The 21,233-nt window shown below is 73.3% G+C and carries 19 protein-coding genes and 1 pseudogene; 3 read left to right on the top strand and 17 right to left on the bottom strand.

Features of this window, described 5'->3' with window-relative positions; genetic code table 11:
* From VFW79_RS07065 to VFW79_RS07080, 4 genes and pseudogenes are all read right to left on the bottom strand, one after another.
* A pseudogene (locus VFW79_RS07065) lies at positions 1 to 1,065 on the bottom strand (thiolase family protein); the annotation flags it as partial.
* Between the two features lie 216 nt (positions 1,066 to 1,281).
* A complete protein-coding gene (locus VFW79_RS07070; RefSeq protein ID WP_329676611.1) occupies positions 1,282 to 2,589 on the bottom strand; it encodes an HRDC domain-containing protein in 1,308 nt (435 codons plus the stop codon).
* Between the two features lie 70 nt (positions 2,590 to 2,659).
* Entirely contained in the window at positions 2,660 to 3,247 is a 588-nt protein-coding gene (locus VFW79_RS07075; protein ID WP_329676612.1) for a response regulator transcription factor, read from the bottom strand.
* Positions 3,248 to 3,363: 116 nt separating this feature from the next.
* The gene (locus VFW79_RS07080) at positions 3,364 to 3,948 is read right to left on the bottom strand and encodes a DUF3000 domain-containing protein (protein WP_329676613.1); all 585 of its coding nucleotides are present in this window, start codon (positions 3,946 to 3,948) and stop codon (positions 3,364 to 3,366) included.
* Between the two features lie 137 nt (positions 3,949 to 4,085).
* Between VFW79_RS07080 and gndA the strand changes: the two genes are divergently transcribed.
* Together gndA and VFW79_RS07090 are read left to right on the top strand one after the other, a co-directional pair.
* Positions 4,086 to 5,540 carry an NADP-dependent phosphogluconate dehydrogenase gene (gene gndA, locus VFW79_RS07085; protein WP_329676614.1) on the top strand — a complete coding sequence of 485 codons (1,455 nt, stop codon included), beginning with the start codon at positions 4,086 to 4,088 and terminating at the stop codon, positions 5,538 to 5,540.
* Positions 5,537 to 6,775, top strand: coding sequence for a hypothetical protein (locus VFW79_RS07090; RefSeq protein ID WP_329676615.1), 1,239 nt, complete (start codon positions 5,537 to 5,539; stop codon positions 6,773 to 6,775). Before gndA ends, VFW79_RS07090 begins: the two co-directional genes overlap by 4 nt.
* 50 nt (positions 6,776 to 6,825) lie before the next feature.
* Here VFW79_RS07090 and VFW79_RS07095 read toward each other — a convergent pair whose 3' ends face one another.
* From VFW79_RS07095 to VFW79_RS07145, 11 genes are all read right to left on the bottom strand, one after another.
* Positions 6,826 to 7,311, bottom strand: a complete 486-nt coding sequence (locus tag VFW79_RS07095; protein WP_329676616.1) for a hypothetical protein — start codon at positions 7,309 to 7,311, stop codon at positions 6,826 to 6,828.
* Positions 7,308 to 8,132, bottom strand: coding sequence for a dihydrofolate reductase family protein (locus VFW79_RS07100; RefSeq protein ID WP_329676617.1), 825 nt, complete (start codon positions 8,130 to 8,132; stop codon positions 7,308 to 7,310). Before VFW79_RS07100 ends, VFW79_RS07095 begins: the two co-directional genes overlap by 4 nt.
* 90 nt (positions 8,133 to 8,222) lie before the next feature.
* Entirely contained in the window at positions 8,223 to 9,455 is a 1,233-nt protein-coding gene (gene cobA / locus VFW79_RS07105) for a uroporphyrinogen-III C-methyltransferase (protein ID WP_329676618.1), read from the bottom strand.
* Positions 9,456 to 9,461: 6 nt separating this feature from the next.
* On the bottom strand, positions 9,462 to 10,346 hold the full coding sequence (locus VFW79_RS07110; protein WP_329676619.1) for an ABC transporter permease: 885 nt from the start codon (positions 10,344 to 10,346) through the stop codon (positions 9,462 to 9,464).
* Positions 10,336 to 11,145 carry an ABC transporter ATP-binding protein gene (locus tag VFW79_RS07115; protein WP_329676620.1) on the bottom strand — a complete coding sequence of 270 codons (810 nt, stop codon included), beginning with the start codon at positions 11,143 to 11,145 and terminating at the stop codon, positions 10,336 to 10,338. Before VFW79_RS07115 ends, VFW79_RS07110 begins: the two co-directional genes overlap by 11 nt.
* 2 nt (positions 11,146 to 11,147) lie before the next feature.
* Positions 11,148 to 12,263 (bottom strand): ABC transporter substrate-binding protein, encoded by a 1,116-nt coding sequence (locus VFW79_RS07120; protein ID WP_329676621.1) that lies wholly within the window; start codon positions 12,261 to 12,263, stop codon positions 11,148 to 11,150.
* Between the two features lie 43 nt (positions 12,264 to 12,306).
* Positions 12,307 to 13,623: a sulfate adenylyltransferase subunit 1 gene (locus VFW79_RS07125; RefSeq protein WP_329676622.1), complete on the bottom strand. Its 1,317-nt coding sequence runs from the start codon at positions 13,621 to 13,623 to the stop codon at positions 12,307 to 12,309.
* Positions 13,623 to 14,564, bottom strand: a complete 942-nt coding sequence (cysD, locus tag VFW79_RS07130; protein ID WP_329676623.1) for a sulfate adenylyltransferase subunit CysD — start codon at positions 14,562 to 14,564, stop codon at positions 13,623 to 13,625. Before cysD ends, VFW79_RS07125 begins: the two co-directional genes overlap by 1 nt.
* Positions 14,561 to 15,265: a phosphoadenylyl-sulfate reductase gene (locus VFW79_RS07135; RefSeq protein WP_329676624.1), complete on the bottom strand. Its 705-nt coding sequence runs from the start codon at positions 15,263 to 15,265 to the stop codon at positions 14,561 to 14,563. Before VFW79_RS07135 ends, cysD begins: the two co-directional genes overlap by 4 nt.
* The gene (locus tag VFW79_RS07140; protein ID WP_329676625.1) at positions 15,262 to 15,432 is read right to left on the bottom strand and encodes a hypothetical protein; all 171 of its coding nucleotides are present in this window, start codon (positions 15,430 to 15,432) and stop codon (positions 15,262 to 15,264) included. The genes VFW79_RS07135 and VFW79_RS07140 overlap by 4 nt, the downstream gene beginning before the upstream one ends.
* A complete protein-coding gene (locus tag VFW79_RS07145) occupies positions 15,429 to 17,087 on the bottom strand; it encodes a nitrite/sulfite reductase (protein WP_329676626.1) in 1,659 nt (552 codons plus the stop codon). The genes VFW79_RS07140 and VFW79_RS07145 overlap by 4 nt, the downstream gene beginning before the upstream one ends.
* A gap of 312 nt (positions 17,088 to 17,399) precedes the next feature.
* On the opposite strand from VFW79_RS07145, the gene zapE reads away from it, so the two are divergent.
* A complete protein-coding gene (zapE, locus tag VFW79_RS07150; protein WP_329676643.1) occupies positions 17,400 to 18,464 on the top strand; it encodes a cell division protein ZapE in 1,065 nt (354 codons plus the stop codon).
* A 37-nt stretch (positions 18,465 to 18,501) separates the two neighbouring features.
* On the opposite strand, the gene VFW79_RS07155 is transcribed toward zapE, so the two are convergent.
* Positions 18,502 to 19,362, bottom strand: coding sequence for a PPK2 family polyphosphate kinase (locus tag VFW79_RS07155; protein WP_329676627.1), 861 nt, complete (start codon positions 19,360 to 19,362; stop codon positions 18,502 to 18,504).
* Positions 19,363 to 19,476: 114 nt separating this feature from the next.
* A complete protein-coding gene (gene treZ, locus VFW79_RS07160; protein WP_329676628.1) occupies positions 19,477 to 21,231 on the bottom strand; it encodes a malto-oligosyltrehalose trehalohydrolase in 1,755 nt (584 codons plus the stop codon).
* Positions 21,232 to 21,233: the final 2 nt, after the last annotated feature.

The raw sequence follows: 21,233 nt of genomic DNA on the forward strand, positions 1-21,233 counted from the left end.
GAGCGGGTGCCCGACGGCGATCGCGCCGCCGTACGGGTTGACGCGCGGGTCATCGTCGGCGATGCCGAACGCGTCGAGGACCGACAGCACCTGGACCGCGAACGCCTCGTTGATCTCGAACAGGCCGATGTCCTCGATGGACAGACCGGCTCGCCGGAGCGCCTAGTGCGTCGCGGGGATGGGCCCGATGCCCATCACGGCCGGGTCGACGCCCGCGTACGCGAACGACACGAGGCGCATCCGGGCGCCGAGCCCCAGCTCCTCGGCGGTGTCCTCGGCGGCGAGGAGGCAGGCGGCCGCCCCGTCGGTCAGCGGGGCCGAGGTCGCCGCGGTGACGCGCCCGCCCGCTCGGAACGGTGTCGCGAGGTTGCGGACGTCCTCGAGGCGGGTGCCGGGGCGCGGCGGCTCATCGGCCGTCGCCAGGCCCCAGCCGCGTTCGGGGTCGCGCAGGCCGACGGCGACGAGGTCAGGGGTGATCTGCCCGGCGGCCAGGGCGGCGGCGTACTTCGCCTGGCTCGCGACGCCGAACGCGTCGGCGCGGTCACGGGTGAGCGCGGGGAAGCGGTCGTGGAGGTTCTCGGCCGTGTTGCCCATGTTGAGGGCGTCGGCGCTGACGAGACGCTCGGCGACGAACCGGGGGTTCGGCTCCGCCCCGGCGCCCATCGGGTGGTGGCCCATGTGCTCGACGCCGCCGGCGAGCGTGACGTCGAGCGCACCCACGCCGATGCCCGACGCCGTCGTGGTCACCGCGGTCATGGCACCGGCGCACATCCGGTCGATCGCGTAGCCCGGCACGGACAGCGGGAGGCCCGCGAGGATCCCGACGGTGCGCCCGAGGGTCAGGCCCTGGTCACCCGTCTGGGTCGTGGCAGCGAAGGCGACCTCGTCGATCCGCTCGGTCGGCAGCTCGGGGTGGCGGCGCAGGAGCTCGCGGACAGCCTTGACTGCCAGGTCGTCCGCGCGGGTGTTCGCATACAGGCCGTCCGGCCGCGCGCGCCCGAACGGCGTGCGCACGCCCTCGACGAAGACGACGGGGCGGACGGTGCGGGGGGATGCGCTCGGCATCGGACCTCCAGGGAGCAGGGACGACGGTGTCCTCGCGGCCCGACGGGCGGGCCTATGTCGGCAGACCGTACCCGGACCTAAGTCCCTTGTCAGCCGAAGTTACCGAAGAGTAACAGGGCGGGAGCCGCGCGGCGAGGGGTCGAGGAAGCAGCTCGGCACCGCAGCCGCCGGGGTGCCCGGGTGCCGTCGGCGAGCCGTGCGCCGGCGCGGGCCCGCTCAGGCGGTCGAAGCAGCGGCGAACGCCGCGACCAGCCGAGGAGTCACGACGTCGACCTGCCACTGGCGGGCGCCGCCGGCACGCAGGAAGGCCTCGATGGACGCGGCGTCGAGGGGCGACGGCGGGGTCCAGCACAGCCGACGCAACAGGTCCGGCTGCAACAGGTTCTCGGCGGGGACGTCGACCTCGGTCGACAGGGCCGCGACGGCGTCGCGCGCGGCGGCGAGCCGGGCGGCTGCGGCCGGGTCCCGGTCGGGCCAGGCGCGCGGCGGCGGTGGGGCGTCGGACCTCGGGCCGCGCACCGACGGCAGCTCGGACTCGGGCAGGGCCAGGCCCTCGTCGATCGCGTGCTGCCACAGCGCAGCACGGCGGCGCGTCCCCTTGCCGGAGAACGCCGGCAGGGCGACGAGCTGGGGCACCGACCGCGGAAGCGCCTGCGCCGCAGCGAGGATCGCATGGTCGGGCAGGACGCGTCCCGGCGAGATGTCGCGCTGGCGGGCGTTCTCCTCGCGCGTCGTCCACAGCTCGCGGACGACGGCGAGCCGGCGCGCGTCGTGGATCGCGTGCAGGCCGGACACGCGGCGCCACGGCTCGACCCGCGGGGTCGCCGGCGGTGCCAGTCGGACGGCTTCGAACTCCTGGGCCGCCCACTCGGCCTTGCCGGCGACCGCGAGACGCTCGGCGATGATCTCGCGCAGCTCGACGAGGACCTCGACGTCGAGGGCGGCGTAGCGCAACCACTGCTCCGGGAGCGGCCGGGTCGACCAGTCGACCGCCGAGTGCTCCTTGGCGAGGCCGAGCCCGAGCAGCTCGGCGACGACGGCGGCCAGGCCGACCCGGTCGAGCCCGAGGAGGCGGGCGCCGAGCTCGGTGTCGAAGATGCGCGACGGGCGCAGGTTCTGCTCCAGCAGGCCCGGAAGGTCCTGCGAAGCAGCGTGGAGCACCCACTCGACGCCGACGAGCGCCTCCGACAGCATCGACAGGTCCGGAAGCGCGATCGGGTCGATCAGCGCGGTCCCGGCGCCTTCGCGGCGGAGCTGGACCAGGTAGGTGTGCTGACCGTAGCGATAGCCCGAGGCGCGCTCGGCATCGACCGCGACCGGCCCCGTCCCGGCCTCGAACGCAGCAGCGACCCGGGCCAGCTCCTCGAGGGTGTCCACCACCGGGGGGATGCCGTCAGCGGGCTCGGTCAGGGGGACGACGGTGGGCGCGCTGTCGGGCGCGGTGTCGGTCTCGCCGGACGCGGTGGCCGGCTCGAGGTCGGCGTCGTTTGCTGCGCCGTCGTCGGCCGGTCGATCGGAGAGCATGGTGCCCAGGCTAGGCGCACCCCGGTGCCCATCGGCGCAGGCCACGCGGGGCGCACCCGGTTGGGTCGGATCAGTCGAGCATGCCCGACCGGATGGAGATCGCGACGAGGGCAGCGCGATCGCCCGTCCCGAGCTTGCGCGAGATGCGCGCGAGGTGGCTCTTGACCGTGAGCGCCGACAGCCCGAGGTGCTCGCCGACCGCGCGGTTGCTGCACCCGTCGGCGACGAGCCGCAGGACGCCGAGCTCGCGCACCGTGAGGTCGGGTCGCTCGGTCGGGAACGACGGGCCGCGGGGGCCTACCGGGATCGACGCGTGCGACTCCGAGGCGATCGCGCCACGCAGACCACCGGTGAGCAGTCCCACCAGCTCGGGTCGGCTCGCGCGACGTGCCAGCAGGATCACTCGGCCGGTACCGCGCCGGCGGAGGTTGCGCACGAGGATCTGGCCGTCGCCGTCCGCGAGGTTCGTCACCACGACGCACATCTGGCCGATCGACCGGCGGTCCGCCGGGTCGGCTGCAGCGGCGCGGCCGGCGGTGGCCGCGCTCACGGTGCTCGTGCGGCTGCCCGCAGCAGGCGGGACGGCGCGCAGCAGGGGCGGCCGTGCACGCAGCGCCCCCGTGCCCACAGCTGCCTCCCCGCGGCGTTCCAACGTCATGCCATGGCATCGGCAGGGCTGCAGATCACCTTGAGGCCGCGGTCTCGCGCTGTTCGCCGCGCAGCGGGTGGTCCTGCAGCGTCGGGCGCCCGCCCACGAGCAGGGGTGCGACCTCGTCAGCGGCGACGCGGGAGGGGCACGACGCCGGCTGGCAGGGGCGGGAGCCCCGCGGCCGTGCACAGCAGGACGGCCCATGCCTCCAGGTGCGGCCGGAGGTTCTCGTCGCGGGCCGTCCAGCTCGCGCGGATCTCGAGGTCGACCTGCTCAGGACGCCGGTCGAGCGCACCGAAGCTCTGCGACAGCACGCGGGTGATCGTGCCGCCCGCGGCGTGCGCGTCCAGGCCCGACTCGGCGAGCGCGTCGACGAACCAGCTCCAGGCGACCTCACCGAGCATCGGGTCCGCCCCGACCTCGGCCTCGAGGGACGCGCGCACGAGGGTCACGAGCCGGAACGTCCCGTCCCAGGCCTCCTGGCCGGCCGGGTCGTGCAGGACCACGAAACGGCCGGACGCCAGGTCGTCCGCCTCGATGTCGCGGGCGTTCGCGCGGACCTCCGCGGCGAGCGCGGCGGTGTAGGGCGCGATCCGGGCCGGGCCAGGTACCTCCTCGAGATGGATCTCGGGGCGCAGCTGCACGTCGCGCAGCGATCGCAGCGCGCGGACGAAGGCGGGGGGTGCGTCGTCGGGTCCGGCGGGGATCACACCGGCGAGCGTACGTGCGACCCACGACAGTCTTGCGGTCCGGCACGCCGCGTCGTCGTGTCGCCCGCGCCGTTAGGCTGACCGGTGAACCTGGCCGTCGGCTCGACGACGTGAACCCGTACGAAGGAGCACCCCTCATGACCGCACCAAGCGCCCGCGTGGGAACCGCTCAGATCGGTGTGACGGGACTGGCCGTCATGGGCCGCAACCTGGCCCGCAACCTCGCGCGGCACGGGTATACGACGGCGGTGCACAACAGGTCCTTCGCAAAGACGCAGTCGCTCGTCGCGGACCACGGTGACGAGGGCACGTTCGTCGCCTCGGAGTCGATGGCGGACTTCGTCGCCTCGCTCGAGCGGCCGCGCAAGGTCATCATCATGGTCAAGGCCGGTGGGCCCACGGACGCGGTGATCGCCGAGCTGATCCCGCTGCTCGACGACGGCGACATCGTCATCGACGCGGGCAACGCGCACTTCCCCGACACGATCCGCCGCGAGCGCGAGCTCAAGGCCCATGGCCTCCACTTCGTCGGTTCGGGCGTCTCCGGCGGCGAGGAGGGCGCGCTGCTCGGCCCGTCGATCATGCCCGGGGGATCCCGCGAGTCGTACGCGGTGCTCGGCCCGATCCTCGAGGACATCTCGGCGAAGGTCGACGGCGTCCCGTGCTGCACCTACGTCGGGCCCGACGGCGCCGGCCACTTCGTGAAGATGGTCCACAACGGCATCGAGTACGCAGACATGCAGCTCATCGCCGAGGCGTACGACCTGCTGCGCCAGGGGCTCGGCGCCTCGGCCGCGGAGATCGCCGAGATCTTCCGCGACTGGAACGGCGGCGAGCTGGAGTCGTTCCTCATCGAGATCACAGCCGACGTCCTGGCCCACATCGACGCGGAGACCGGGCAGGCGTTCGTCGACGTCGTCCTCGACCAGGCCGAGCAGAAGGGCACCGGGCGCTGGACGGTGCAGAACGCCCTCGACCTCGGCGTGCCGATCACCGGGATCGCGGAGGCGACGTTCGCCCGTGCGCTGTCCGGATCGGTCCCGCAGCGCGCGGCGGGCGTGCGGGCACTCGAGGGGCATGCCGGGACGTGGGACGTGACCGACCGGGACGCCTTCATCGAGGACGTGCGCCTCGCGCTGCTCGCCTCCAAGGTCGTGGCGTACTCGCAGGGCTTCGACCAGATCGCGGCCGCGTCGGCGGAGCTCGGGTGGGACATCGACCGGGGGGCGATGGCGCGGATCTGGCGCGGCGGCTGCATCATCCGGGCCCGCTTCCTCAACCGCATCACCGAGGCCTACGAGCGCGACAGCGGGCTCGCGCTGCTGCTGGCGGACGAGTACTTCGTCGAGGCTGTGGGCAAGGGCGTCGGGGCATGGCGCCGGACGGTGTCGCAGGCGGCGCTCAACGGCGTGCCCACCCCGGCGTTCTCGTCGTCGCTCGCGTACTACGACGGCGTGCGCGCCACGCGGCTGCCCGCCAACCTGATCCAGGCGCAGCGTGACTTCTTCGGGGCCCATACCTACCGACGCACCGACCGCGGCGGGACGTTCCACACCGAGTGGTCCGGGGACCGGACCGAGTCGCCGGCGTGAGCGGGCCGCTGCAGCCGGTCATCCTCGGTGCGGACATCGGTGTCTACGGGCTGGCCCGGTCCTTCCACGAGGCGTACGGCGTGCGGTCGATCGTGGTGTCCGGCGCGGCGCTGGGGCCGGTGGCCAACTCCCGGCTGATCGACAACTCGCTCGTGGCCGACGGTCACGACCCGCGTCAGCTCGTCGACCGGCTCGTCGAGCTCGGCAAGGAGATGTCGGACCGCACGCTCGTCCTCCTGGCGAACTCCGACTGGCTCGTGCGGGTCGTCGTCCAGCACCGCGTCGAGCTCGAGGCCTACTACATCGTGCCGTTCCTCTCGGAGGAGGTCCTCGACCGGATCTCCGACAAGGCGACGTTCGCGCAGATCGCGGTCGACCTCGGGATCAGCGTGCCGCGGACCCTCGTCCAGGACTTCGCGGACGCGGACAACGCCGGGTGGGCCCCCGCGCCGGTCGACATCGCCTACCCGCTGATCGCCAAGGCAGCCAGCAGCGCGGACTACCAGGACGTCGAGTTCGTCGGCAAGAAGAAGGTCTTCGAGATCTCCGACGTCGCCGAGCTCGAGGCGCTGTGGGTCTCGCTCGCCGGGGCCGGGTTCCGCGGCAGGTTCGTGGTCCAGGAGCTCATCCCGGGCGACGACACCCAGATGCGGTCCATCACCGCCTACGTCGACAGTCGTGGGGTGGCGACCTTGCTCTGCTCGGCGCACGTGCTGCTCGAGGAGCACACGCCGTCGGGCCTCGGCAACCCGGCCGCGATGATCACGACCCGCATCGACCCGATGCTTGACCAGGCGCGGACGTTCCTCGCGGCCACGGGTTACACCGGCTTCGCCAACTTCGACGTGAAGGTCGACCCGCGGGACGGCTCGTTCCGCTTCTTCGAGGTCAACCCCCGCATCGGTCGCAACAACTACTACGTCACGGCCGCCGGAGCGAACCCGACCCGCTTCCTCGTCGACGACCGGGTCGAGGGGCTCGCCGTCGAGCCCGTCGTCGCGGACCGCGAGGTCCTCTACTCGATCCTGCCGCACCGGCTGCTGCTGCGGTACGTCCTGGATCCAGCGCTGTCGGCGAAGGTGCGGGGGCTGATCCGCGCGCACGCGGTGGCGCACCCGCTGCAGTACCGGCACGATGCGCTCCCGCGCCGACGTGCCTACGTGACGGCCGCGCTGCTCAACCAGGTCCGGAAGTTCCGCCGGTACTACCCCGAGGTCACGTCGACCGGGTTCTGAGGTCGGCCGGACGGGCTCGGCTGCGCGTCAGGCGGGCCCGGACTGCCGGGTCAGCCGAGCTCGCTGGTCCCGGCGTAGAGGTGCAGCACCGGCACCTGGAGAACCTCGCGGGCGCGCGACGCCCAGTCGGTGTGGAACGTGTCCTCAACCGCGTGCGGGTACGTCACCACCGCGACCTCGCGGACCCCGCCGACCGCGACCGCGGCACGCAGCGCCGGAAGGGGGTCGTCGTCGACGATCTCGCCCGTGGCTGTGCGCCCCGCCTCGGTGAACGCCGCGAGGCTCTCAGCGAGCTGGTCCGCAGCCGTGGCCTTGGCCTGCGTCGGGACCGGCTCGCGGCGGAGCACCGTGGCGAGCGCGTCGCGCAGCTCGCCCAGGCTCAGCTGGTCGACGAGCGAGACGAGCAGGTTGCGCGACGTGTCGGCGGGCACGAGGACCCGGTAGACGAGCGTCTCGTCGGGGTGCAGCGACACCAGGTTGGCGACGTCTGCGGAAGCGAGCGTGTCCTCGGTGAGGACCAGGATCGTGTCGGTCACGGGGTGAGCCTAGTGCCGCCGTCGACGGTGGGCAGCGCACCGAGCAGCCAGCGGGCCAGCAGGACGCCGTCGCAGTGGAGCAGGTGGGCGAGGCTGGCGGCGCGGGTCGGGTCGAGCCAGGCCGCGGTGTCGAGGATGCGCGCGGCAGGGCCGCCGACCAGCAGGGGGCTCGTCGTCAGGCACAGCTCGTCGACCGCATCGCTCGCCAGGAGCGACGCGAGCAGGTGCGGGCCACCTTCTGTGAGGACCCGCACGAGTCCGCGCGCCGCCAGTGCGGCGAGCGCGCGCCCGGGGTCGACCGTGAGGTCCCCGGCCTCGATGACCCGGTCGGCGCCGAGCCGCGCGCGCAGTGCAGGCAGGGCGGGGCTCGAGGACACGGTCAGGACCAGCGGGAGGTCGTCGCTGGCGAGAAGCTCAGGCGGGAGGACTCCCGACGCGGACACGACCGCGAGCTCGAGCCGGGCGGACTGTCCGCGGTCGGCCCGCCCGCCGGCGAGGGCGTCGGGCACGCGGAGGGATCGGTAGCGCTCGGCACGGGCTGTCCCGGCACCGATCAGGACCACGTCGGCCGCAGCGCGCAGCACGTCGAACACCCGGTGGTCCGCGTCGTTGTTGATCGACCCGGAGAGGTGGTCGGGACCTGTGACGGCACCGTCGACCGTGGCGACCATGTTGGCCCGGACCCACGCCGGGCGGGCGGCGCGCGGAGCGGGGTGCGCGTAGAGCGCGCCGAGCGACACCTCGGTCGGGTCGGGGACGAGGGGGTCGCGCCCCGCGGGCAGGAGGACGTCGAGGGTCGGTACCTGGCGGGGGGTTGCCATGCAGGTCAGGCTAACGGCCGGGCGCCGGAGCCGCCGGTCGGCAGGGTCGCGTGGTCAGAACGAGCCGCGTGGTCAGGACGGGCCGCGTTGTCAGGACGAGGTGCGGTAGGTGCCGGCGAGGGACTCGGCGAGCGCCACGACGGGTCCCACGACGACGACGGCGGGGGAGCGGACCGCGCGGGCCGCGGCGAGCTCGGCGATGTCCGCGAGGGTGCCGACCGTGGTGCGCTGGTCCGGCGTCGTGCCGCGCTCGATGACCGCCACGGGGGTCGTCGCCGCACGGCCCAGCTCGACGAGCAGTGCCGCGTGCTGCCTCAGTCGTGTGACCCCCATGAGAAGCACGAGCGTCCCGTCAAGACGCGCGAGCGTGGGCCAGTCCGGCGCGCCGTCGTGCGCCGAGACCACGGTCACCTGCCGGGACACGTTGCGGTGCGTCACGGGGATGCCGGCGGCCGCTGGGACGGCGAACGCGCTCGTGACGCCGGGGACGACCTCGACCTCGACGCCGGCAGCCAGGCACGCCAGCAGCTCCTCGCCGCCGCGCCCGAGCACGAACGGGTCGCCGCCCTTGAGCCGCACGACGCGACGGCCCGCCTGGGCGCGCTCGACGAGCACCGCGTTGATCTCGTCCTGGGTGATCGTGTGCGCGTCCGGCGACTTTCCGGCCTCGATGACCTCGACGTCGTCGTCCAGCCCGGCGAGGAGCTCGCGGGGCGCGAGCCGGTCCACGACGACGACGTCGGCCTGCGCGAGCAGCCGGCGCCCACGCGCCGTGATCAGTCCGGGGTCGCCCGGGCCGCCCCCGACGAGCGCGACCGATCCGGAGCCGGGCCGGCGGCGGCGGATCGGCAGGTCGCCCGTGTCGAGCAGCGTGGCCACGGCCGTGCGGATCGCCGCGGCTCGTCGCGGGTCGCCGCCGGCATTGACGGCGACCGTGATGTCCCCGGAGCGTGCAACGGCGGACGACCAGGCGCTCGAGGCGGACGGGTCGCCCGTCCGGATGCACCAGATCCGGGCGGCGTCGGCGTCCGCGGCGACCGAGTCGTCCGTCGCGGGCCGCCCGGTCGCGGTGTGCACGAGCCAGGCACCGTCGAGGTCACCGCGGTGGTAGCCGCGCGCGACGTGCTCGACCACCCCGGACCGGACGAGCTCTGCGAGGTCGTCGCTGAGCTCGGGCGAGACGACGCGGACCACCGCACCGGCGTCGAGCAGGGTGGTGGTCCGTCGCGTGGCCACCACGCCGCCGCCGACCACGACCACCGAGCGGCCGTGGAGGTCGAGCAGCAGCGGGTGGCGCACCGGACCGGCGTGGGTCTCACTCATCGCGCTTCACCGTCCGCCCGCGCCGGTCAGGCCGCGCGCGCGCAGCACCTTCCGCTCGAGCGGACCGAAGACGGCGAGCTCGATCGCCATGCCGACCGCGAAGATCAGGAGGATGGACGCGATGACGAGGGACATGTCGTTGGTCTGGCGGCCCAGGTCGAGAAGCTGGCCGAGGCCGGTACCGAGCTGCGGGGACGAGGAGATCAGCTCGGCGGCCATCAGGGAGCGCCACGCGAAGGCCCAGCCCTGCTTGAGCCCGGCGAGGAAGCCGGGGAGCGCGCCGGGCAGCAGGACGTACCGGATCCGGGTCCACCCGCTCGCGCCGAGCACCTGCCCGACGCGCAGGAACAGCGGGGGGACCTGGTCGACGCCGGCGAGCAGCCCGTTGACGATCGAGGGGACCGCGCCGAGCAGGACGACCGTGAAGATCGCGGCGTTGCTCAGCTGGAACCAGATGAGCGCGGCCGGCACCCACGCGACCGACGGGAGCGACTGCAGGCCCGAGATGATCGGCCCCAGGGCCCGCCGCAGCAGGGGGATGGTCGCCATCGCGGTGCCCAGCAGCACGCCGACGACGACCGAGATCACGAACCCCAGGCCGCCGCGCTCCAGGCTGAGCGCGACCGCCCGGATCCCTGAGCCGTCCTGGGCCGCGACGACGAGAGCGGTCCACACGTCGGCCGGGCTCGGCAAGGCGTACGACGGCTTCAGCCTGGCAAGGGCGACCGCCTGCCAGACCCCGCCGAACACCAGGACGGCCGTGGCGGTCGGCCAGAAGGTGCGCCAGGCAGCGCGCGTCCTGCTCGCCGGAACGGGTGCGACGAGCGAGTCGAGCGCGTCGAGGCCCGCCTCGAGGGCGCGGACGTCGCTCGGAGCAGTGTCAGCGGCCATGGCGGACGATCTCCCGTCGCAGGTGCTCGGTGATCTCGGTCGAGAGGTCGCCGACGGCTGGGTCCTCGATCCGCCTGGGCTGCGGGATCCCGACTGACCACTCGCGGACGACGCGACCGGGCCGGGAGGACAGGAGCACGACGCGCTGCGCGAGACGGACGGCCTCGCGCACGTTGTGCGTCACGAACACGACCGAGAGGCCGGTCTCCTGCCAGATGCGGGTCAGCTCGTCGTGCATGACGTCGCGCGTGATCGCATCGAGGGCCGCGAACGGCTCGTCCATGAGCAGGACGCGGCCCTCCTGGGCCAGGGCTCGGGCCAGCGCGACACGTTGGCGCATGCCCCCCGAAAGCTCGTGGACGCGCTTGGCCGCGGCGCCGTCGAGATGGACGAGGTCGAGCAGCCGGCGGGCCTCGTCCGCACGTGCGCCGCGTGGCACCCCACGCAGGCGCAGGGCGAGCTCGACGTTCTGGCCGGCGTCGAGCCACGGGAACAGGGCGGGCTCCTGGAACATCAGGGCGGGGCGCCCGGCGGCGACCTCGACCGTCCCCGAGGTGGGCGCGTCGAGCCCCGCGATGATCGACAGCAGCGTGGACTTCCCGCAGCCCGACGCCCCGACGAGGCACACGAACTCGCCAGGGGCCACCGTCAGGTCGATCCGGTCCAGCACGGGAGGTCGGCTCGTGTCGCCGAAGTCCTTGGACACCTGCTCGAGGCGCACGGCCGCCGGCGGGCGCGGGTCGCCGTGCGTGGACAGGTCGGCGGGGAGCGTCGGGGTGTCCGTCCGGGTCGCGGTCATCGCTACTCCGTCCCGAGCCCGGCAGCCGACACGGGCGGCTGCCCGTGCGCCCGCAGGACCTCGTTGAGGGGGGTCAGGTCGTAGAGGCCGTGCAGGTCGACCTTGCCGGACACGCCGACCTGGGCCGCGTGGTCGGCGGACGTCTGGATCGAGCTGGCGACCGGGTCGTTCGTGATCGTCAGGTTCGACCAGGCACGGTCGAGGACCTCCGGGCTGAGCTTCTTGGAGGTCAACGCCTCGATCGCGTCGTTCGCCTGCGTCCTGGCCTCGGCGTCGTGCGCGGTGATCCAGTCGGTCGTCGCCAGCTGCGCCTCGAGGAGCTTGGCGACGGTGCCCGGGTACTTCGTGAGGAACTCGGTGCGCACGACGAGGTTCGTCGTGACGAACTGCGCGCCCGGCCACAGGTCCGCCTCGTCGACGAGCACGTGCGCGCCGCCGTCGACCACGAGACGTGACGCCCACGGCTCGGGGACCCATGCGCCGTCGAGCGTGCCCTGCTTGAACAGGTCGAGCGTCTGGGCGTTCTCCTGCGGCACGATGTCGACGTCGTTCTGGCCGCCCTTGACCGACGTCTGCAACCCGTTCGACCTCAGCCATGCGCGCAGCGCGACGTCCTGGGTGTTGCCGAGCTGCGGCGTCGCGATGGTCGTGCCGCGCAGGTCAGCGACCGAGGTGATCCCGTCGCGCACGACGAGCTGGGCGCCGCCCGACGTCGCGCCCGCGACGATCCGGATCGCCTCGCCGTCGGACTTGGCAAACGCGTTGATCGACGGGTTCGGGCCGATGTACGCGGCGTCTATCCCGCCGCCGAAGATCGCCTCGACCGCGGCCGGACCGGCGTTGAAGATCTGCGTCGTGAGCCTCGTCCCGCCGAGCGCGGAGGCGAACGTGCCGTTCGCGACGCCGATGAGCGGGATCGCGTGGGTGATGTTCGCGAAGTACCCGAGGCGCAGCTCAGGCGCCTCGGCGGTCGACACCGCAGACGCCCCAGCGGTCGTGGGTGCCGTCGCCGCCTGACCGGAGGAGGCGCACGCGGTGAGGCTCAGCGCGGCGAGCGCCGCGAGCGTTCCGACGACGACGGCGCGACGGCGGGCGGGGGACGGGGGGTGCGATGACATGGGTGGTTCCTCTCGGCCGAGCAGGGGATGACGGACGCGTCTCCTACCGCGCGTGACATCGCCCTGGCTCGTCCGAGGTGGCCACGAGGACCGACGGGCCGACCATGCCCGCGGCGAGCGTCGAGCCGTCCGACTGGTCGACCAGGAGGAACACGCCCGTGCGACGGTGCTCGGCGTAGGCGTCGAGCACGACGGGCTCGGCGAGGCGTACGTGCACCGTGCCGATCTCGTTGAGCGCGAGGGTCGTCGCGCCCTCGTCGACCGTCAGGGTGTCGATGTCGAGGCGGGACCCGACGCCGCGCACGAGGCCCCGGACCGTCCTGGTGCCGATCCGCACGAGCACGCGGGCGCCGAGCACGGGCGCGCGCTCGGACAGCCAGCACACCGTGCCGACGAGGTCAGCTCCGGTCACGGTCGGTGCATCCGCGGGCGCGAGCACGTCGCCCCGGGACACGTCGAGGTCGTCCTCGAGCCGGAGCGTCACGGACTGCGGCGCGAACGCCTGGGTGAGCTCACCGTCGGCGGTGTCGATCCCGACCACGCGCGTGCGGCCCCCGGCAGGGAGCACGACGACCTCGTCGCCGACACGGACGACACCGGACGCCACGCGACCGGCGTACCCGCGGTAGTCGGGGTGCTCCGCCGTCCGGGGCCGGATGACGACCTGGACAGGGAACCGGAACGCCTCGGTCGTCGGGTCGCGGTCGACCGGCACGTCCTCGAGGTGCTCCAGCAGCGTCGGACCGTCGTACCAGGGCGTGCGGCTCGACGCGTCGACGACGTTGTCGCCCTCGAGCGCCGACAGCGGGATCGCCTGCACGTCGCGCACGCCCAGGTCGGCCGCGTAGCGCGCGAAGTCGGCGGCGATGTCTCGGAACGTCGCCTCGTCGAAGCCGACGAGGTCCATCTTGTTGACGGCGAGCACGATGTGCGGGACACGCAGCAGAGCGGCGATCGCCGCGTGGCGACGGGTCTGCTCGAGGACCCCCTTGCGGGCGTCCACCAGGACGATCGCGAGCTCGGCGGTCGACGCCCCCGTCACCATGTTGCGCGTGTACTGCACATGCCCCGGGGTGTCCGCGAGCACGAACGCGCGGGTGGCCGTGGAGAAGTACCGGTACGCGACGTCGATCGTGATGCCCTGCTCGCGCTCGGCCCGTAGCCCGTCGGTGAGGAGGGCCAGGTCGACGACAGCCCCGCCGCGGGCGACGCTCGCCCGCTCGACCGCGGCGAGCTGGTCGGCGAGGACCGACTTGGTGTCGTAGAGGAGCCGGCCGATGAGCGTGCTCTTGCCGTCGTCGACCGATCCGGCAGTGGCCAGCCGGAGCAGGTCGCGTTCGTGGTGCTGGGTCGTGCCCATCAGAAGTACCCCTCGCGCTTGCGATCCTCCATGGCAGCCTCCGACGCTCGGTCGTCGGCACGGGTCGCCCCGCGTTCGGTGAGCCGGCTCGCCGCGACCTCGACGATCACGTCGTCGACGGTCAGGGCGCGGGACTCGACGGCACCCGTGCAGCTCATGTCGCCGACCGTGCGGTACCGCACGGTCCGCCGCTCGACGCTCTCGGTCCCGCGCGGTCCGCCCCAGTCGCCCGGTGCGAGCCACATCCCGTCGCGCAGGAACACCGGGCGCTCGTGCGCGTAGTAGATCGTCGGGAGATCGATGCTCTCGCGCTCGATGTAACGCCAGACGTCGAGCTCGGTCCAGTTCGACAGCGGGAACACCCGGACATGCTCGCCCGGGCTGTGCCGACCGTTGTACAGGTCCCACAGCTCGGGGCGCTGGCGTCGCGGGTCCCACTGGCCGAGCTCGTCGCGCAGCGAGAACACACGCTCCTTGGCGCGCGCCTTCTCCTCGTCGCGGCGCCCGCCGCCGAACACCGCGTCGAACCGGTGGGTCGTGATCGCGTCGAGCAGGGGGACCGTCTGCAGCGCGTTGCGCGAGCCGTCGGGGCGTTCGCGCACCGAGCCCGCGTCGATCGCGTCCTGCACGCTCGCGACGACGAGCCGCAGGCGGTGCTCAGCCACGACGGCATCGCGGTAGTCGATCACCTCGGGGAAGTTGTGGCCCGTGTCGACGTGCAGCAGCGTGAACGGGACTGGCGCCGGCCAGAACGCCTTCCGCGCGAGGTGCAGCATCACGACGGAGTCCTTGCCGCCGCTGAAGAGCACGACGGGGCGCTCGAACTCGCCGGCGACCTCCCGGAAGATGTGGATGGCCTCGGCCTCGAGCGTCTCGAGCTGGGTGAGCCTGCGGGGCGCCGTGGCGGCGCGGGCATCGGTCACGGTGGTCTCCGTCGTCATGTGTGCAATCCGCATTCCGTCTTGTCCAGGCCGGCCCAGCGTCCGGCCCGGGGGTCCTCGCCCGGCGCGACCGCGCGGGTGCACGGTGCGCACCCGATCGACGTGTACCCGAGCTGGCGCAGGGGGTTGAGCAGGACGCCGTGCTCGGTGACGTAGGCGTCGACGTCGTCCTGGGTCCAGGCCGCGAGCGGGTTGAGCTTGACCTTGGCGCGCTTGCCGTCCCAGCCGACGACCGCGATGTCGGTGCGCGTCGGGGCGTCCTCCCGGCGCATGCCCGTGACCCAGGCGCGGTACGGCGCGAGCCCGCGTTCGAGCGGCTCGACCTTGCGCAGGGCGCAGCACAGGTTCGGGTCCCGGTCGTGGAGCCGGGGGCCGTGCTCGGCGTCCTGCTCCGCGACCGTCCGCAGCGGCAGGATCGTGCGCAGCGTGATGTCGGTCGTCTCGGCGTACGCGTCGCGCGTCCCGATGGTCTCCGCGAAGTGGTACCCGGTGTCGAGGAAGATCACGTCGACCCCGGGGACCGCCCGCCCGGCCAGGTGGACGAGAACCTCGTCGCCCATCGAGGACGCGACGACGAGCCCGGGCCCGAACGTCTCACCGGCCCACGCCAGCACGTCGAACGGGTGCGCGCCCTCGAGGGCCGCGCCCTGGGCGGCGACGATCGCCCGCAGAGCGACCTCGTCGTCCAGCCGGGCGCTCATGAGCGCACCGCCAGGCCGATGAAGCGGACCGCGAAGACGCGGGTGCACGCGCGGCACTCCCACTCGCCGTGGCGCTCGCCCGCGGGGCGCAGGTCCTCACCGGCGCAGTACGGGCAGTAGTACGCCGTGACGCGCTCCCCGGAGCCGGTGACGTCGGCGCCGCTCATGCGAGCTCCGCCTCGTCGGCGCGCAGCGCCCACTGCGCGAACGCCTCGTCGTCGGCGCGCTGGGCCGCGAACCGCGTCGCGACCCGCTCGACGTAGTCGGGCAGCTCCTCTGCGGTGATCCGCAGCCCGCGCACCGTCCGGCCGAGCTGGCCGTCGATGCCGAGCGCGCCCCCGAGGTGGACCTGGAAGCCCTCGTCGCCGCCTGCCAGCACCCCCTTGAGGCCGATGTCCGCGACCTGGATCCGCGCGCACGAGTTGGGGCACCCGTTGAGGTTGATGGTGAGCGGGTGCTCGAACGTCGGGAGCCGCCGCTCGAGCTCGTCGACGAGGGCTGCGCCGCGCGCCTTGGTCTCGACGATCGCCAGCTTGCAGAACTCCAGGCCCGTGCAGGCCATCGTGCCGCGTCGGAACGTCGAGGCGCCGGTGACCTCAAGACCGAGCTGCTCGAGCCCGGCGACCAGGTCGTCGACCCGGTCGGCCGCGACGTCGAGCACGACGACCTTCTGCTCGACCGTGAGACGGACGCGGTCGCTCCCGGCCCGCTCGGCGAGGTCGACGAGGGACGTGAGCATCGGCCCGCTGACCCGCCCGACCGTCGGCGCCGCGCCGACGTAGAAGCGTCCGTCGCGCTGCGGGTGGACGCCGACGTGGTCGCGCCGACCGAGCGGTGGCGCCGGAGGCTCTGGACCGTCGTCGAGGCGCCTGCCCAGGTACTCCTGCTCGAGCACGTCGCGGAACACCGCGGCGCCCCAGTCGGCGACCAGGAACTTCAGGCGCGCACGGTTGCGCAGACGGCGGTAGCCGTAGTCGCGGAAGATGCCGATGACGCCCTCCCACACCTCGGGCACCGCGTCGATCGGGACCCAGGCGCCGAGGCGGACGGCGAGCATCGGGTTGGCCGCGAGAGCCCCACCGACCCACAGGTCGAAGCCCGGGCCGAGCTCGGGGTGCACGACGCCGACGAACGAGACGTCGTTGATCTCGTGGACGACGTCGTGGTGCGGCGAGCCGCTGATCGCGGTCTTGAACTTGCGTGGCAGGTTCGAGAAGGCAGGGTCACCGATGTACCGGCGGTGGATCGCCTCGATCGCGGGTGTGCCGTCGATGATCTCGTCGGCGGCGACCCCGGCGACGGGTGAGCCGAGGATGACGCGCGGCACGTCGCCGCACGCCTCCTGCGTCGTCAGCCCGACGGCCTCGAGCCGGCGCCAGATCTCCGGCACGTCCTCGATGCGCACCCAGTGCAGCTGGATGTTCTGGCGGTCCGTGATGTCGGCCGTGCCGCGGGCGAGCTCGGTCGAGATCTCGCCGATGACGCGGAGCTGGCGCAGCGTCAGCCGTCCGCCGTCGCAGCGGACCCGCAGCATGAAGTACTCGTCGTCCAGCTCGTGCGGCTCGAGCGTCGCGGTCCGGCCGCCGTCGATCCCGGGCCGGCGCTGGGTGTACAGCCCCCACCAGCGCATGCGCCCCCGCAGGTCCTCGCCCGGGATCGACGCGAAGCCGTCCCGGGAGTACACGGACTCGATGCGGGCGCGCACGTTGAGGCCGTCGTCGGCGGCCTTGAGCTCCTCGTTGCCGTTGAGCGGCGTCCGGTCGCCGAAGGCCCACTGGCCTTCGTTCCTGGTCGCTCGTGGTGCGATGCGGGTGTGCGCCATCAGCGCTACCTCCGGGGGTCGTGGACCCACGGTCACATCACGGCGCCAGGGGCGGTCTCCATGAAGGTGACCGCGCGCCCGGTGACGGGTGTGGGGCGGTCAGTCGACCCGCTGGCAGCAGCAGACGCAGCTCGCCGCGGGGTCGCCACAAGGGAGACACCACCCGGAGACCGCGGTCATCAGCACGCGCTCAGGCTGACACACCCGTCCGAGGCATGAAACCACCCATCCGCATGATGAGACGAAGGTCCCGAGTCGGCGGACCGTCCCGGGTGTACCCGACGCAGCAAGCCGCCCGACGTAGGCTGGTCGATCGTGACCGAGCCGGCGACCGCAGCCAACCCGTCGGCGACCTCGCTGACCGCACGGCACCCCGTCGTCCCGGTCGACCGGCTGCTCGCCGAGCTCGTCCCGCCGCGGCTGTTCGTCACTGCGTCCTTCGACTCGTACCGTCCCGACCCCGCCCATCCCAGCCAGCAGCACGCCGTCACACGGCTGCGGCAGGTGGCGGCCGACGTCGCGGCAGGGGAGCAGCGCTCATGGTGGCGCCCGCGGCGCCGCCGAGCAGCCCCCGCGGTCTACCTCGACGGGGGCTTCGGCGTCGGCAAGACCCATCTGCTCGCGGCCCTCGCGCACGCGACAGGCTCCGGGACAGCCGCGGGCACGGGCGCCGCGTACGGCACGTTCGTCGAGTACACGAACCTGGTCGGCGCGCTGGGGTTCCTGCCGACCGTCGAGGCGCTCGCCGCGCACCGGATCGTGTGCATCGACGAGTTCGAGCTCGACGACCCGGGCGACACGGTGCTCGTCACTCGTCTCCTGCGCGAGCTCGCGGACCGCGGCGTGGCGGTCGCGGCCACGTCGAACACCCTTCCGGGCTCCCTCGGCGAGGGCAGGTTCGCCGCCGAGGACTTCCTCCGGGAGATCCAGGCGCTCGCGGCGCGCTTCGAGGTGCTCCGCGTCGACGGCGACGACTACCGGCACCGGGCGGTCGTCACGGACGCCCCGGGGCTGCCCGACGTGGCGGTGCGGACCTCGGCGAGCCTGGTGCCCGGCGCGACGATCGACCCGTTCGTCGACCTCCTGGCGCACCTCGCGACGGTGCATCCGAGCCGGTACGGCGCTCTGCTGGACGGCGTGACCCTCGTGGCCCTGACCGGCGTGGGAACGATCCACAGCCAGGACGTCGCGCTGAGGTTCGTGGTCCTGGTCGACCGGCTCTACGACCGCGACGTCCCCGTGGTGCTCGGCGGCGCGGGGGAGCAGCAGCTCTTCACCCCCGAGATGCTTGCGGGCGGCTACCGCAAGAAGTACTACCGCGCGCTGTCGCGGCTCGGCGCACTGACCGGGGCGGGCCGCGCGATGCTCGCCACGTGAGCGCGCCCGGGATCCCCCGGTCGCGCGCAGCCGTGCGTCAGGGCTGCTGAGCGTCGAGCCGCGCCATCTCGGCGGCGACGTCGAAGTCGGCCGGCGGCCAGCGCAGGTCGAGACCCTTGAACGCGTGCGTGAGGAGCTCGGTCACCGCGAGGCGCGCGTACCACTTGCGATCGGCCGGCACGACGAACCAGGGCGCGACGTCGGTCGACGTCCGGTCGAACACCGCCTGGTACGCCTCGGCGTACTTCGGCCAGAGCAGACGCTCGTCGAGGTCCCCGGGGTTGTACTTCCAGTACTTGTCGGACCGTTCGAGGCGCTCGCGCAGACGCCTCTTCTGCTCGACCGGCGAGACCATGAGCGCGACCTTGACGATCGTGGTGCCGCTTGCCACGACCCGGGCCTCGAAGTCGTTGATCTCGTCGTAGCGCGCGCCCCAGACGTCGGGCGTCACGAGGTCGTGGACGCGGACGACGAGCACGTCCTCGTAGTGCGACCTGTCGAACACGCCGAGCTTGCCCGGCTGCGGCAGGGCGTTCTGGATCCGCCAGAGGTACGGGTGCTTGCGTTCCTCCTCGGTGGGCACGCCGAAGGCCCTGAGCTGCACGCCCTGCGGGTCGACCATGCCGACCACGTGCCGGACGATCCCTCCCTTGCCTGCGGTGTCCATGCCCTGCAGCACGAGCAGCACGGACCTGGTCCCCCCGGAGCGACCCTCCGCGAACAGGCGCTCCTGCATCGCCGACATCAGGACACCCCGTCGAGCCAGGTGCGCCTCGGCGTGCTTCGACCTCCCGTCCCAGCCGGGCTTGCCGGTGGGGTCGAAGTCGGCCAGCCGGAAGCCCGTGGACACTCGCAAGACGTCGTGGGCGGGCGTGGTCCAGCGGTTGGACGTGGACACGGGGACCTCCTTGCCGCGGTGGTCGATCGAGCCCGACCCTACCCAGGGTGCGCGAAGGCTGCGCCTCGAACGGCCGGGAGGTGTGCGCGGCGGGGCGTGGGCCCTGGGTACGGCTCAGGCCAGGACGGCGACGCTGCGGGCCGGCATCGCGATGGTCGACCCCGCCGGGTCGGCGGGCTCCCACGCGGCGCGCACCGCGAGCGCACTCGAGGTGCGCAGCGGCACCCGCCGGGGCTCGTGGGCGAGGTTGCACACGATCCTGGCGTCGCCACGCTCGACGACGACCCAGCTGGGCCGGTCGTCGTCGTCGAACCGGACCGCCGTGGCTGCGAGGTCGCCTGCCGCGAGGTCGGGGATCTCGCGCCGGAGCTCGACGAGCGCGCGGTACCACGCGAGCATCCGGGCGTGCTCGGGCTGGGTGGTCTCGGACCACACGAGCCGGCTGCGTTCGAACGTCGCCGGGTCCTGAGGGTCGGGGACCTTCTGGTCGTCGTCGGCCGCCCCCCGACCGTCTGGGTGATCGTGTCCCGCGAACTCGGCGCGTCGGCCCTCGCGCACCGCCTGGGCGAGATCCGGGTCGGTGTAGTCGGTGAAGAACTGCCACGGGGTGCGGGTTCCCCACTCCTCGCCCATGAAGAGCATCGGGGTGTACGGGGACAGCAGGACGAGGGCCGCCTCGATGGCGAGCGCGCCGGCGTCGAGCGTCGCGGCGGGCCGGTCCCCCTGGGCTCGGTTGCCGACCTGGTCGTGGTCGGAGGCGAACACGACGAACCGGTGCCCGTCGGTGCCGCGCGGGACCTGGCGCCCCCACGGGCGTCCACGGAACGCCGAGTACGTGCCGTCGTGGACGAAGGCCCTGGTCAGGGCCGTCCGCAGGGTCGCCGCCGTACCGAAGTCGGCGTAGTAGCCCTGCCGCTCGCCCGTCACGAAGGCGTGGATCGCGTGGTGCACGTCGTCCGACCACTGGGCGGTCATGCCGTGGCCGCCCGCAGCGGTCGGGGTGATGGTGGCGGGGTCGTTGAGGTCGGACTCCGCGATGAGGGACAGTGGCCGTCGGAGCTCGGTGGCGAGCACCGCGACCTCGTCGGACAGCTGCGCCAGGATGTGCAGCTCCGAGTCGTCGACGAGCGCGTGCACCGCGTCGAGCCGCAGGGCGTCGACGTGGAAGTCGCGGAACCACCGCAGGGCGCTGTCGCAGATCCACCGACGCACCTCGGCGCAGCCCGGCCCGTCGAGGTTGGCCGCGGCTCCCCACGGTGTCTCGTGCGCGCCGGTGAAGTAGGGCCCGAACGTCGACAGGTAGTTGCCTTCGGGGCCAAGGTGGTTGTGCACGACGTCGAGGCACACGCCCAGCCCGCGAGCGTGCGCGGCGTCGACGAGCTCCTGGAGCGCGGCGGGCCCGCCGTACGGCTCGTGCACGGTGAACAGGCCCACGCCGTCGTAGCCCCAGCCGTGCGCGCCGTCGAACGCCGCGATCGGCATGAGCTCGAGGACGTCCACCCCGAGCGCGACGAGGTGGTCGAGCCGGCCGATGGCGGCCCGGAGGGTGCCCTGCGGCGTGAAGGTCCCCACGTGGAGCTCGTAGAGGACGCGTCCTCGCACGTCGATCCCGCGCCAGGCGTCGTCCGACCAGCTGAACGCGGCCGGGTCGAAGACGCGACTGGGGCCGTGCACGCCCGTCGGCTGCCACGCGCTGCGCGGGTCGGGACGGGGCGGCGACCCGTCGACGGTGAAGGCGTAGTCGGTACCTGCCGCGAGGTCGACGTCGGCGGCCCACCAGCCGTCGCGGTCAGGGCTCAGCGACCGTCGGTCGTCCCCGAGCACCAGCTCGACGTCGCGGGCGTCCGGCGCCCACACGCGGGGGATCACCG

The organism is Cellulomonas sp. (genome assembly GCF_036279715.1).
Lineage (GTDB): Bacteria > Actinomycetota > Actinomycetes > Actinomycetales > Cellulomonadaceae > Cellulomonas_A.

Bases quoted from the DNA above. Each gene is read 5' to 3' on its own strand.
- VFW79_RS07070 (WP_329676611.1), bottom strand. From the start codon at position 2,589: ATGCTCTCCGATCGACCGGCCGACGACGGCGCAGCAAACGACGCCGAC.
- VFW79_RS07075 (WP_329676612.1), bottom strand. From the start codon at position 3,247: ATGACGTTGGAACGCCGCGGGGAGGCAGCTGTGGGCACGGGGGCGCTG.
- gndA (WP_329676614.1), top strand. From the start codon at position 4,086: ATGACCGCACCAAGCGCCCGCGTGGGAACCGCTCAGATCGGTGTGACG.
- VFW79_RS07100 (WP_329676617.1), bottom strand. From the start codon at position 8,132: ATGGCAACCCCCCGCCAGGTACCGACCCTCGACGTCCTCCTGCCCGCG.
- cobA (WP_329676618.1), bottom strand. From the start codon at position 9,455: ATGAGTGAGACCCACGCCGGTCCGGTGCGCCACCCGCTGCTGCTCGAC.
- VFW79_RS07110 (WP_329676619.1), bottom strand. From the start codon at position 10,346: ATGGCCGCTGACACTGCTCCGAGCGACGTCCGCGCCCTCGAGGCGGGC.
- VFW79_RS07115 (WP_329676620.1), bottom strand. From the start codon at position 11,145: ATGACCGCGACCCGGACGGACACCCCGACGCTCCCCGCCGACCTGTCC.
- VFW79_RS07120 (WP_329676621.1), bottom strand. From the start codon at position 12,263: ATGTCATCGCACCCCCCGTCCCCCGCCCGCCGTCGCGCCGTCGTCGTC.
- VFW79_RS07125 (WP_329676622.1), bottom strand. From the start codon at position 13,623: ATGGGCACGACCCAGCACCACGAACGCGACCTGCTCCGGCTGGCCACT.
- cysD (WP_329676623.1), bottom strand. From the start codon at position 14,564: ATGACGACGGAGACCACCGTGACCGATGCCCGCGCCGCCACGGCGCCC.
- VFW79_RS07135 (WP_329676624.1), bottom strand. From the start codon at position 15,265: ATGAGCGCCCGGCTGGACGACGAGGTCGCTCTGCGGGCGATCGTCGCC.
- VFW79_RS07140 (WP_329676625.1), bottom strand. From the start codon at position 15,432: ATGAGCGGCGCCGACGTCACCGGCTCCGGGGAGCGCGTCACGGCGTAC.
- VFW79_RS07145 (WP_329676626.1), bottom strand. From the start codon at position 17,087: ATGGCGCACACCCGCATCGCACCACGAGCGACCAGGAACGAAGGCCAG.